This window comes from Lysobacter sp. CC-YZS074 (assembly GCF_056739745.1).
In genome coordinates, this window is the sequence record NZ_CP200301.1 from 2228755 (window position 1) to 2241295 (window position 12541).

General features: G+C 71.5%; 11 protein-coding genes. 4 read left to right on the forward strand and 7 right to left on the reverse strand.

Features of this window, described 5'->3' with window-relative positions; all coding sequences use genetic code 11:
- Positions 1 to 5: 5 nt before the first annotated feature.
- On the reverse strand, positions 6 to 2912 hold the full coding sequence (locus tag U8331_RS10060; protein ID WP_481130905.1) for a bifunctional diguanylate cyclase/phosphodiesterase: 2907 nt from the start codon (positions 2910 to 2912) through the stop codon (positions 6 to 8).
- A 235-nt stretch (positions 2913 to 3147) separates the two neighbouring features.
- Here U8331_RS10060 and U8331_RS10065 point away from each other — a divergent pair, with 235 nt between their 5' ends.
- From U8331_RS10065 to U8331_RS10080, 4 genes are all read left to right on the forward strand, one after another.
- Positions 3148 to 3702 carry an RNA polymerase sigma factor gene (locus tag U8331_RS10065; RefSeq protein WP_481132951.1) on the forward strand — a complete coding sequence of 185 codons (555 nt, stop codon included), beginning with the start codon at positions 3148 to 3150 and terminating at the stop codon, positions 3700 to 3702.
- A complete protein-coding gene (locus U8331_RS10070; protein WP_481130906.1) occupies positions 3699 to 4712 on the forward strand; it encodes a hypothetical protein in 1014 nt (337 codons plus the stop codon). Before U8331_RS10065 ends, U8331_RS10070 begins: the two co-directional genes overlap by 4 nt.
- The gene (locus U8331_RS10075; RefSeq protein WP_481130907.1) at positions 4709 to 5299 is read left to right on the forward strand and encodes an IMPACT family protein; all 591 of its coding nucleotides are present in this window, start codon (positions 4709 to 4711) and stop codon (positions 5297 to 5299) included. Before U8331_RS10070 ends, U8331_RS10075 begins: the two co-directional genes overlap by 4 nt.
- Positions 5300 to 5378: 79 nt before the next feature.
- Entirely contained in the window at positions 5379 to 7172 is a 1794-nt protein-coding gene (locus U8331_RS10080; RefSeq protein ID WP_481130908.1) for an ABC transporter transmembrane domain-containing protein, read from the forward strand.
- 16 nt (positions 7173 to 7188) lie between these two features.
- Here U8331_RS10080 and U8331_RS10085 read toward each other — a convergent pair whose 3' ends face one another.
- From U8331_RS10085 to U8331_RS10110, 6 genes are all read right to left on the reverse strand, one after another.
- A complete protein-coding gene (locus tag U8331_RS10085; RefSeq protein ID WP_481130909.1) occupies positions 7189 to 8832 on the reverse strand; it encodes an acyl-CoA dehydrogenase family protein in 1644 nt (547 codons plus the stop codon).
- A gap of 105 nt (positions 8833 to 8937) precedes the next feature.
- A complete protein-coding gene (locus U8331_RS10090; RefSeq protein ID WP_481132952.1) occupies positions 8938 to 9144 on the reverse strand; it encodes a cold-shock protein in 207 nt (68 codons plus the stop codon).
- Between the two features lie 109 nt (positions 9145 to 9253).
- Positions 9254 to 10030 carry an S-methyl-5'-thioinosine phosphorylase gene (locus U8331_RS10095; RefSeq protein WP_481130910.1) on the reverse strand — a complete coding sequence of 259 codons (777 nt, stop codon included), beginning with the start codon at positions 10028 to 10030 and terminating at the stop codon, positions 9254 to 9256.
- 161 nt (positions 10031 to 10191) lie between these two features.
- Positions 10192 to 10737 carry a hypoxanthine-guanine phosphoribosyltransferase gene (locus tag U8331_RS10100; RefSeq protein ID WP_481130911.1) on the reverse strand — a complete coding sequence of 182 codons (546 nt, stop codon included), beginning with the start codon at positions 10735 to 10737 and terminating at the stop codon, positions 10192 to 10194.
- Positions 10737 to 11732 (reverse strand): beta-N-acetylhexosaminidase, encoded by a 996-nt coding sequence (nagZ, locus tag U8331_RS10105; RefSeq protein ID WP_481130912.1) that lies wholly within the window; start codon positions 11730 to 11732, stop codon positions 10737 to 10739. The genes U8331_RS10100 and nagZ overlap by 1 nt, the downstream gene beginning before the upstream one ends.
- A gap of 179 nt (positions 11733 to 11911) precedes the next feature.
- Positions 11912 to 12412: a CYTH domain-containing protein gene (locus U8331_RS10110; RefSeq protein ID WP_481130913.1), complete on the reverse strand. Its 501-nt coding sequence runs from the start codon at positions 12410 to 12412 to the stop codon at positions 11912 to 11914.
- Positions 12413 to 12541: the final 129 nt, after the last annotated feature.

Here is a 12541-nt window from a genome sequence, read left to right on the forward strand (position 1 = left end):
GCCGGTCAGCCGATCGCGCCGCCGTACCGGGCCGAGGCCTGCATCGGCTCGGCCGGGCGCCCCAGCAGGAAACCCTGGCCGTAGTCGCAACCCAGCTCGCGCAACACCCGGCGCTGCTGCTCGGTCTCGATGCCTTCGCCGATCGTGTAGATGCCCAGGGTGCCGGCGAGCGCCTGGATCGCGCGCACCACGGCGACGCTTTCGTTCTCGGTCTCGCCGGTCAGGCCGGCGACGAAGCTGCGGTCGATCTTGAGGCACTCGATCGGGAAGCGGTGCAGGTACGAGAGCGCCGAATAGCCGGTGCCGAAATCGTCCAGCTGCGCCAGCACGCCGTGGCTGCGCAACGTCCGGAGGGTGCGCAGCGCGCGGGGCACGTCGTCCAGCAGCGCCACCTCGGTGATCTCGATCCGCAGCCGGCGCGGGTCGGCCGACGCGGAGTCGATCATCCGCAGCAACCGGTCGGCGAAGTCCACGGTGCGGAAGTGCCGCGGCGAGACGTTGATCGACACATAGCCTTCGCCGCCGCGGGCCAGTTGCGCGATGACCTGCGCGTACATCAGCCAGTCGACCTCCTCGATCAGCCCGTTGTCCTCGCCCAGGCCGATGAACTCGCCCGGCGCGAGCAGGCCGCGGGTCGGGTGGCGCCAGCGCAGCAGGGCCTCGTGGCCGATCACCACGCCATCGTCCAGCCGCGCGATCGGCTGGTAGAACGCCACGAAGTTGTCGCCGTTGATGGCCCGGCGCAGGTCGGCTTCCAGGTCCAGGATGCGCATCGCCTGCTCGCGCATTTCCTCGTCGAACACCGCCCAGCGGTCGCGGCCGCCCGCCTTGGCGCGGTACATCGCCGCGTCGGCGTCGCGCAGCAGGTCGGCACCGGTCTGGTAGCGCGGGTGCCACAACGCGATGCCGAGGCTGGCCGACGGGAATACCTCGCGCCCGGCGATCCAGCACGGCTGGCCCAGCGCGCGCAGCAGGCGTTCGGCGAGCTGCTCGGCCACGTGCAGGCTGTCGATGCCGTCGACCAGGATCGCGAACTCGTCCCCGCCGAGCCGCGCGACCGTGTCCTCGGGCCGGACCGTGGCGACGATGCGCCGGCCGGCCTCGACCAGCAGGTCGTCGCCGGCGGAATGGCCGACGCTGTCGTTGACCAGCTTGAAGCGGTCCAGGTCGAGGAACAGCACCGCGAACGTACGCGGCGACTCGCCCATGGAGCTGTGGCGCGCATCGGTGCGGGCGCGGGTGATCGCCGCGCCGAGCCGGTCCAGCAACTGGTGCCGGTTGGGAAGCCCGGTCAGGGCGTCGTGGCGGGCCTGGTGGGTCAGCTTCTGCTCGGCCCGCACGCGCTCGCCGATCTGCTCGAGCAGCTCCGCGTTGGCCATCGCCAGTTCGCGGGTTCTTGCCTGCACGCGCTGTTCGAGCTCGGCATGGGCGGCGACCAGCCGGTCCTGGCCCTGCTTGCGGGCCAGGCCGATGCTGATGTGGTGGGCCACGAAGGTCAGCAGGTCCTGGTCGCGCGCGGTGAAGGTGATCGCCGCCGAATAGCTCTGCACCGCGATCACCCCGACCACGGCGTCGTCGCGGTACAGCGGCACGCCCAGCCAGCACTGCGACAGCGAACCGTGGCTGCGCAGCTGGCCCTCGGCCTCCAGCTGGGCGATCCGTACGCGGTCGGCCAGCAGCGGGCACCCGGTGTGGATCACGTATTCGGTCATGCCCGCGCCGAGCCGCCGGGTGACGCGCGCCATGTCGCGCTCGTCGATGGAGTACGGGAATTCCAGCCGCTCGCCGTCGTCCGACAGCAGGGCGATGTAGAAATTGCGCGCGTACAGCAACTCGCCGACCACGTCGTGGACCTGCGCGTAGAAGCGCTCCAGGGTCTCGGAGGTGATCGACAGTTCGGCGATGCGGAACAGCGCGCGCTGCAGCCGCTCGGCGCGCTGGCGCTCGACGATCTCGGCCTGCAGGTCGCGGTTGCTCAGCCGCAGCGCGTGGGTGCGCTCCTCGACCCGGCGCTCGAGCTCCTCGCGGGCCTGGTGGCGGTCGAGCGCGGTGAGGATGTGCTGGGCGACGAACGCCAGCAGCGCGCGCTCCTCGTCGCCGTAGCTGTGGGGCTCGTCGTAGCTCTGCACCACGATCGCCCCGCAGACCCGTTCGTCGCGCCGCATCGGTACGCCGAGCCAGTCCTGGCTGTCCGGGCCGTGCGAATCGTCGCGACCGATACCCAGCTGGCGACGCACCTCGTTGGAGGAACCCCGCACCGGCTCGCCGTGGTGCAGCAGCGCGCGGGTCAGGCTGTTGGGCATCTCCGAACCGAGCAGTTCGTGTTCCGGATCGGCCTCGAAGGTGTCGATCCGGTCGGCGAAATAGAGGAAGCGGAACGTGTCGCGGACGTCGTCGAACAGCACGATGTAGAAGTTCTCCGCGTACATCAGGCCGCCCACCACCTCGTGGATGCGGCCGAGCATGTCGACCATCTCCAGGTCGGAACCGGCCAGGTCGGCGATCTCGTACAGCGCCTGCTGCAGGCGCTCGGACTTTTCCAGCGACTCGACCCGGGCGTGCGCCTGCCCGGTGGCGACGTGGGACTCGACAACCTGCCGCGCGAGGGTCATCCATGTCTCACGCGTGGCGGGCGGCAGCGGCCCGCCCAGGTCGGCGGCGATCGCGAACCGCCCGTCCGCGCCGTTCTGCCAGGCGAGATCGGCCTGCAGGGGCGATGCCGGTGCGGCGCCGTCCTGCAGGAGGCGGTCGGCACGCGCGGCGAGCCCGGGCGCGGCGCCGGGACTGGCGGCGCCACCGTCCTGCCCGTCGATGCGCCAGCGCACCGCGACGTGGCCGCCTTCCGGCAGCGCGGCCGCCAATGCCCCGGCCACGGGAGCCGCTTCGCCCGCCTCGCCTTTCCCGCCGATCATGCGTCCGTCTATGGTCACTGCGTACGTACCGCCCCTGTCACTCACGCAGAATACGCGCCACTCGCGGCGCGTGCCGGTGCCGGCAACGGGCCCCGAGCGTCGTCTGCAACCCCGTCGTCCGTCCCCGGGCGTTGGCCCAACCATGGACCTGGTTGCCGACCCCGCCCTGTTTCCCCTGGCGCCACCATGCCCCACCGGCTTTGCGCCGGCAACGCTACCCCGTACCCTGCTGCCGATGAATGCGGCGGCCGACCCGAGTGACGAGATGCTGGTGCTGGCGTGGGCCGGGGGCGACGCGACCGCATTCGAGCTGCTGTACGCCCGGCATCGCGCGCCGCTGTACCGGTTCCTGCTGCGCCAGCTGCGCGACCCGGCCACGGCCGACGAGCTGTTCCAGGATGTCTGGCAACGGGTGATCGGTGCCTTGGCCGGTTGGAGGCCGGACGCGGCGTTCCGGACGTGGCTGTTCCGGATCGCCCACAACCGGCTGAACGACCATTGGCGCGCCGCCCGCCACCGGCCGCCGCCGCCGGAGGACGGTGACGAGCGCGCCGCCCGCCAGCCCGACCCGTCCACGCCGGAGCACGAATTGTCCGAGTTCGAACAACGCCGGCGCCTGCAGCGCGCGATCGACCACCTGCCCGACGAGCAGCGCCACGTCGTGCTGTTGCGGCTGGAACAGGAGCTGAGCCTGGAAGAGATCGGCGAGGTGACCGGTGCCGGCCGCGAAACGGTGAAATCGCGCCTGCGCTACGCCATGGACAAGCTGCGCGCGGAGCTGGCGCCATGAACCGCCGCGCCGACCCGTTGACCGCGGAAGAGCGCGCCCTGGCCGATCGGCTGGCGAAGATCGCACCGGCGCGCATTCCGTCTGGCGACATCGATGCCCGGATCCTCCGCGCGGGCCGGGACGCGGCCGCCGCCACCCGCCGCCGCCCGTCGCCCGGCCGGCGCTGGCCGGCGGTGGCAGGTCTGGCGGCCACACTGGCGCTGGCGGTCGGCATCGCATGGCAGCTGCGGCCGATGGTGGAAGCCCTCGAGGCGCTGGGCGAGGCGCCGGTGGCGGCCGCGCTACCTGCCTCGGAGGAACTGGCGGTCGCCTCCGCCAAGCGCAGCAGCGGGGGCACCGCGCCGGCGGCGCCTGCCGAACCGGCGCCGCCGGCGAGCCCGGCCCGCACCGCGGCTTCGCCCGGGGTCGCGCCTGCCGGCTCCCCCCCGGATGACGCCGCCCCGCAATCAATGACGAAGCGGTCGCCCCCATCCGCCGCACCCCGATCGGTCACCCGGTCGGCAGCCACGGCCGCGGCCGCACCGGAAGCGAAGGTGGCGAAGCCGGCCACGGCATTTCGGGCAGCAGCGGCCGTTCCCCCGCCCCCTCCTGCCCCGCCCGCCCCGCCTGCGCCTGTGTCCGACCGCGATGCGTCTTCCTTCGCCAGTGAGCGCAGCGCGGCACAGGCCGCCTCGCTGCGAGCGTCCCGGGAACGCGAAACCGCGGCGCAACCCGGCAGTCCAGTCGCCGCGGTGCAGGCGCGCAGGTCCCCGGCGTCGTCCATGCAGGCCGCACCGCCAACCGTCACCGCGCCGGCTGTCACCGCGCTGACCGTCATCGATCTGCCCGTCACCAGCGATGCCGGGCTCGCCCCGGCGGTCTGGATCGAGCGGATCCGCCAACGCCGCGATGCCGGTGACCCCGTCGCCGCCCGTGCGAGCCTTGAGCAGCTGCGCGCCGCCCACCCCGACGTGTTGCTGCCGGACGACCTGCGCGAGCTCGCGGACGCCGCGACGCCGGCCGGGTCATGAACGCCGACACGCTGCCGCACGAGGTCCGCCACGAAATCGAGGTCAAGCACAGCCGCTTCCTCGCCATCGCCGGCCCCGCCGACTCGCCGGAGGCGGCGACGGCCTTCATTGCCGCGGTCGGCACTGCCGACGCCACCCACAACTGCTGGGCGTGGCGCATCGGCGGGCTGTACCGCTCCAGCGACGACGGCGAGCCGGCCGGCACCGCGGGTCGCCCGATCCTGGCCGCGATCGACGGCCAGGGGTTCGACCGCGTCGTCGCGGTGGTCACCCGCTGGTATGGCGGCATCAAGCTCGGTGCGGGTGGGCTGGTGCGCGCCTATGGCGGCTGCGCGGCCGAATGCCTGCGCGCGGCCCCGCGGCTGGCGCTGGTGGAATACTGCGAACTGCACCTGAGCTACCCGTTCGAGCACACCGGCGCGGTGCACACCGCGCTGGCCCAGCACGGCGCCGAAAAACTCGACGAGGCCTTCGACGCCGCCGGGGCGCGGCTGCACCTGCGCCTGCCGGCGGACCGATCGGACGCGCTGCAGGCGCAGTTGCGCGATGCCAGCCGTGACCAGGTCCGCGTCGACGAAGCGCACTGAGCGGGCGCGGTTACCGAGTGGCCGCGCCTCTCGGCCACCACGGGTGCGGGCAGCGCCGCCGATGGCGGACAATAGCCGGATGAATGACGCTTCCGCCGCGCCCGAGGGCGCCATCGGCGACACCCGCCGCGAGAAGGCTCCGATCGGCAGCCTGCGCACCCTCTGGCCGTTCGTCCGGCGCCATCGCGGGCTGTTCGTCGCCTGGCTCGTCGCGCTGGGCTGCTCATCGAGCGCGACCCTGAGCCTGCCGCACGCGTTCCGGATCATGATCGACCAGGGCTTCGCCCAGGGCGGTGGCGGCGCCATCGACCGCGCGTTCGCGATCCTGTTCGCAGTCGCCGTGGCGCTGGCGCTGGCCACCGCCGCCCGGTTCTTCTTCGTATCGCTGCTGGGCGAGCGGGTGGTCGCCGACCTGCGCGGGCAGCTGTACTCGCACCTGATCTCGCTCGATGCCGCCTTCTTCGACCGCAACCGCAGCGGCGAGCTGGTTTCGCGGCTGACCGCCGACGCCGAGCTGCTGCGCGGGGTGATCGCCACCAGCATGTCGGTCGCGCTGCGCAGCCTCGTGACTTTCGTCGGCGGCATCGCGATGCTGTTCGTGACCGCGCCCGCGCTGGCCGCCTACGCGCTGCTCGGTATTCCGCTGGCCGTGCTGCCGATCGTGATCGGCGGACGCCGGCTGCAGAAGATCTCGCGCGCCAGCCAGGACCGTGTCGCCGATGCCAACGCGCTCGCCAACGAGACCCTCGGCGCGGTACGCACCGTGCAGGCGCATGCGCGCGAGCCGTACGAACTGGGCCGCTTCGGCGATGCGCTGAAGGTCGCCATCGCCACCGCCCGCCGCCGCATCCAAGCCCAGGCCTGGGTCACCGCCATCGCCATCGTGCTGGTGTTCGGCGCGATCACGCTGGTGCTGTGGTCGGGCGCGCATGACGTCGCCGAGGGACGCATGAGCGCCGGCACCCTCGCCCAGTTCGTGCTGTACGCGCTGATCGCCGGCGGTTCGGTCGGCGCGCTGGCGGAGGTCTGGAACGAACTGCAGCGCGCCGCCGGCGGCATGGGACGGATCAGCGAACTGCTCGGCGAACACCCGGCCATCAGCAGCCCGGCGCAGCCGCAGCGGCTGCCACGGCCGGTACGCGGGGAAATCGCCTTCCACGACGTCACCTTCCACTACCCGATGCGGCCGGACCTCCCCGCGCTGCAGGGCTTCAACCTGCGCGTGCAGCCGGGCGAAACGGTCGCGCTCGTCGGGCCGTCCGGCGCCGGCAAGAGCACGGTGTTTTCCCTGCTGCTGCGCTTCCACGACCCGGAAACCGGCGCGTTGCGCGTCGACGGCCATGACGTGCGGACCCTGGACCTGGCGAGCCTGCGCGAAGCCGTCGCGCTGGTGCCGCAGCAGGCGACCATCTTCGCGGCCAGTGCCCGCGACAACATCCGCTATGGCCGGCTCGAAGCCAGCGATGCCGAAGTCGACACCGCCGTGCGCGCCGCGCATGCCACCGATTTCGTCGGCGCCCTGCCGCAGGGGCTCGACACCGAACTCGGCGAGCGCGGCGCACGCCTGTCCGGCGGACAGCAGCAACGCATCGCCATCGCCCGCGCGCTGCTCAAGGACGCGCCGATCCTGCTGCTGGACGAGGCCACCAGCGCGCTGGACGCACAGAGCGAGCGCGCCGTGCAGCAGGCACTGGAAACACTGATGCAGGGGCGCACCACCCTCGTCATCGCGCACCGCCTGGCGACCGTGCTCAAGGCCGACCGGATCGTGGTGATGGACCGCGGCCGGATCGTCGCCGAAGGCACCCACGAACAGCTGCTGGCCGAGGGTGGCCTGTACGCGGAACTGGCGCGACTGCAGTTCCTGGACTGACCCCCTGCCGCCGATGTCAGGCCGGGGGGAACACCCGGTCGATCAGCGGCCCGAACGGCAGATCCGGCGGCAACGTCCCCATCGCCAAACCGTGTTCGCCGCCGAGCCGGCTGCGGCAGAACGCATCGGCGGCGGGACTGCCCGATTGCAGCAGCAGGGCCGCCTGCAGGGCCAGTGCGAGGTCCTCGACAAAGCGGCGTGCGGCGGCCGGTTCGACCATCCGGCCGTCCCCGAGCAGCGTGCCGCGCAGGCGGTCAAGCGCCGCGGAGTGCGCGCGATGGCCATCTCCGGCGCGTTGCAGCTCGGCCCATAACGTCATGCCGGCCTCCGGCTCCTTCGCCAGCGCGCGCAGCACGTCGAGGCACTGGATATTGCCGCTGCCTTCCCAGATCGAATTGAGCGGTGCCTGGCGGTAGAGCCGCGGAAGAAGGGATTCCTCGACGTAGCCGTTGCCGCCCAGGCACTCCTGCGCCTCGTTGACGAAAGCCGGTGCGCGCCGGCACAGCCAGTACTTGCCGATGGCGGTGGCGGTGCGGGCAAACGTCGCTTCGGCCGGGTCACCCCGCGCCGCATCGACCGCACGCGCCACGCGCATCGACAGCACCAGTGCGGCCTCGGCCTCGATCGCCAGGTCCGCCAGCACGTTGCGCATCAGTGGCTGGTCGGCCAGGCGGCGGCCGAATGCATCGCGGTGCCGGCAATGGTGCACCGCGTGGGCGAGGGCCATACGCATCTGTGCGGCCGCCCCGAGCATGCAATCGAGCCGGGTCAGCATGACCATTTCAAGGATGGTGGCGACTCCACGACCTTCCTCGCCGACCGGGTACGCGACGGCGCCGCAGAACTCGACTTCCGATGACGCGTTCGACCAGTCCCCGAGCTTGTCCTTGAGCCGCAGCAGGCGGAACGCGTTCTTCTCCCCGCCGGGAAGACGCCGGGGCATCAGGAAGCAGCCCAGCCCGCCGGGAGCCTGCGCGAGCACCAGAAACCCGTCGCTCATCGGCGCGGAGAAGAACCACTTGTGCCCGACCAGTCGATAGGCACCGTCGCCATCGGGAGTGGCCGTGGTGGTATTGGCACGCACGTCGCTGCCACCCTGCTTCTCGGTCATGCCCATGCCGAGGGTGATGCCGGCCTTGTCGGCCATGGGAATGTCACGCGGGTCATAGTGCGGCGCGGCCGCCTTTCCGGCCCATTCGGCCAGGGCCGGTTCGCGCGCGAGCACCGGCACCGCGGCGTGGGTCATCGTCAGCGGGCAACTCGTGCCGGGCTCGACCTGGTGGTGCAGATAGCTCAGCGCGGCACGGGCGACGTGCGCGCCGGGCCGGCGATCACGCCATGAGAGGCCGGCCACGCCCTGCTCGACCGCGGCCTGCATGAGTGCGTGGTAGTTCGGGTGGAACTCGACCCGGTCGATCCGGTGGCCGGTCGCGTCATGGCTGCGCAGGCGCGGACGATCGCGATGGGCATCGAACGACAGTTCGTAGAGGGTGTCGCCGGCAAGCGCGCCGTAGCGGGCGAGCTGTCCGGCGAACGCACCGGCGCCCTCGCGCTGCACGGCGTCGCGCAATACGGCGTCGGTCGCCCACAGGTCGCACGGGGCGAAGCGGGGCGGCTGGTTGGCGACCTGGTGGGTCTCGAATGCGGGCAACGTGGACATGTCGGCTCCGCTGCTGGAGGGGAGCCCAATCTAGCGCAGCCGGCGCGCACGCCGGCCACGAAAAAGCCCCGCCGAAGCGGGGCCCCTGGACGACATCGCCCCGGCTCAGTCGGCCGAAGTGATGTTGGACGCCTGTGCGCCCTTCGGACCCTGGGTCAGCTCGTAACTGACGCGTTGGCCTTCCTGAAGGCTGCGGAAGCCCTTCGCGTTGATGGCCGAAAAATGCGCGAACACATCCGCGCTACCGTCCTCTGGAGAAATAAAGCCGAAGCCTTTGGCGTCGTTGAACCACTTCACAGTGCCGTACTGCATATCCTTGGTGACCTCATGCTGGGTGCGGGGCGCGCCGGTGCGGGGGAACAGCCCGGGCGCAGGCCGAGTATGCAAACTGAACGCACCCTTGACAATCACAGGTGCACGGTCAGCCCGCAGTTTTGTCCGCCAGCACCGCGCGCAACAGGGCCGGAAGACCGGCCGACGCCACGGCCACGTTGTCCAGCACGTCCTGCAGGGTGATGACCTCGTCGGGGTCGGTGCCGGCCCCGGCCGCCCAGTTAGCGACGATGGCAAGGCAGGCGTAGTCCAGCCCCATCTCCCGGGCGAGCCCGGCCTCGGGCATGCCGGTCATGCCGACCAGGTCGCAGCCGTCGCGGCGCATCCGCGCGATCTCGGCGCGGGTTTCCAGCCGCGGGCCCTGGGTGGCGCCGTAGCAGCCGCCGTCGACCAGCGCGACGCCGGCCCCGGCCGCCGCGTCGACCACCTGCCGACGCAGCGCGCGCGTGTACGGCTCGCCGAAGTCGACGTGCACGACCTCGGTGCCGGGCTCATCGCAGATTGTCGAGATGCGACCCCAGGTGTAGTCGATCAGCTGGTCCGGGCAGGCCAGCACGCGCGGGCCGAAGCGCTCGGTGATGCCGCCGACGGTGTTGAGCGCCAGCACCCGGCGCGCACCGAGCGCCTGCAGCGCGGCGAGGTTGGCGCGGTAGTTGATCTGGTGCGGCGGCAGCGAGTGGCCCTCGCCGTGGCGGGCGAGAAACGCAACGCGGTGGCCGTCGAGCGTGCCGACCCGGACCGGGCCGGACGGCGCGCCATAGCGGGTGACGGGCTGGTGCGCCTCGGCGTCCTGCAACTCGGCCAGCTGGTAGAGGCCGGTGCCGCCGATGACGGCCAGTTCGATGGAGGTGTTTTCGCTGCTCATTCGGTCGCCCTGCTTTCGCCGGAGTGGTTTGTGCCGAAATGCCCTGTGCCGTTGCAAGAGCGGCTTCAGCCGCGATCCGGAGCCGGCGCGCGCGAATGGTTGTCCGCTCGCGGCTGAAGCCGCTCCTACAAAATCCGCGCTCCGCCAACGGCGGTCCGCGGTCACTTCAACGCGTAGATCGCCGGCAGGTTGCGACCCTGCTCGTGGTAGTCCATGCCGTAGCCGAACACGTAGCGGTCCGGCACTTCGACGCCGACGTAGTCGGCGCAGACACCTTCCACGCAGCGGTCATGCACCTTCACCGCCAGCGCGGCGATGCGCACGTCGGCGGCGCCCTGCTCGCAGCACCAGGCGACGATACCGGCCATGGTGTGGCCCTCGTCCAGGATGTCGTCGACCAGCAGCACGCGGCGGCCCTGCAGCGGCGTCGCCGGGCGGTGCTTCCACACCAGCTCGCCGCCGGAGGTCGCGCCGCGGTAACGGGTCGCATGCAGGTAGTCGAACTCGAGGTCCAGCCCGCGCTCGCCCAGCGCGAATGCCAGTTGCGCGGCGAATGGCATGCCACCGTGCATCACCGTCAGGTAGAGCGGCACGGTGCCGGCGTAGTCGTCGCCGATGCGTCCGGCCATGCGGGTGATCGCCGCTTCGAGCGTGGCGCGGTCGTGGATGACTTCGGCATTGGCCAGGGCGGCCTGCAGGTCGCTCATCAGGCCATGCCCTCCAGCCGGCCGCGGGTGTCGCCGTAGCGCGCGTCGGCGAGCAACCCGTCCCAGCCCATCGGGCCACGGCCGATCAGGCCGAGCAGCGCGGCGGTGTTGAGCTCGCGCCCCTCGACCGCCTTGAGCGACTCCTCGACCAGTTCCGGATGGCACACCAGCACCACGTCGCAGCCGGCGTCCAGGTGCAGGTCGACGCGCTGCTTGATGCCGCCGGCCGAGAACGCCGCGGCCATGCCGATGTCGTCGCTGAAGACGACGCCGCGGAACCCCATCCGGCCACGCAGGATGTCCTCGATCCAGACTTTGGAGTAACCGGCCGGTTCCGGCGCGACGGCCGGGTAGATCACGTGCGCCATCATCACCGCGTCGGCCTTGGCATCGACGCCCGCGACGAAAGGCACGAGGTCGAGCGCGCGGATCTCGTCAAGCGGGCGCGGGTCGACGGCGTCGTCGAAATGGGTGTCTTCCAGCACCGAGCCGTGGCCCGGGAAGTGCTTGAGCGTCGCCGCCATGCCCGCCGCGTGCATGCCGCGGACGTAGGCGCGGGTGAACTCGGCGACCACCTCCGGGTCCTCCGAAAACGCCCGGTTGCCGATCGCGCGGTTGCCACGGCCGAGGTCCACCACCGGCGCGAAACTCAGGTCGACGCCGCTGGCACGGACCTCGCTGGCCATCAGCCAGGCGTGCTGCTCGGCCATCTGCAGCGCGGCGGCCGGGTCGCTTCGGTACTGCGCGCCGAACACCTCCAGCGGCGGCAGCGCGCTGTAGCCCTCGCGGAAGCGCTGGACCCTGCCGCCCTCCTGGTCGACGCAGACCAGTTGCGGACGCGGCGCGGCCTCGCGGATCTCCTGCGACAGCTCGGCGACCTGCGCCTTCGACGCGAAGTTGCGGGTGAACAGGATCACGCCGGCGCAGCCGTCGTGCTGCAGCCAGTCGCGCTCCTGCGCGGTGAGTTCGGTACCGGCGACGCCGATCACGAGCATGGGTGGACTCCGGTGGACGCGCGGAAACAGGCGGCATTGTCGCGCAGATGGTGAGGTGGTGGCGTGTGGAGGCGCCGGGGCCGGTTTCCGTAGGAGCGACGTAAGTCGCGACCCGCCGAACCCTTGAGGCGTTGTACAGGTCGCGACTCACGTCGCTCCTACAAGGAGTCCGGCCCGGGCTACCGCTCGTCCGCGCTCCACTGCGCATACGGCCGCGTCGCCAGGGCCAGGTTGTAGTACCGCGGCTCGTCGGTCACCTCGGCGCCCAGCCACGCCGGCTTCGCGAACGCCTCGTCGGCGCGGCCCAGCTCGATCTCCGCCACCACCAGCCCGGCGTTGTCGCCGAGGAACTCGTCAACCTCCCACAGGTGGCCTTCGTGGCGGACGTAATGGCGCCGCTTGTCGACCAGCCCGCCGACGCTCAGCGCCAGCAGCGCGCGGGCATCGTCGACCGGGATCGGGTAGTCGAACTCCTGCCGGGTGTGGCCGAGCTCGCGCGACTTCAGGTTGAGGAACGCGGCGTCGCCGGCGATGCGTACGCGCACCGAGGCCTTCATCGCGCCAGTGTCCATGGCCGCGAGGTCGTTGAGGTAGCCCTGCGCCATCGGCACGACTTCGTGCGCGGCCGCGCGCCAGGCGCCGGAGGTGACGAGGAACTTGCGTTCGATTTCCAGGGCCATGGCGGGCTCTTTTGTAGGAGCGACGTGAGTCGCGACCTGTACATGGTGACGGGGGGTTCGGCGGGTCGCGACTCACGTCGCTCCTACATCGGACCGGATCAAGCCAACGCGGGAATAAAGCGCGGCACG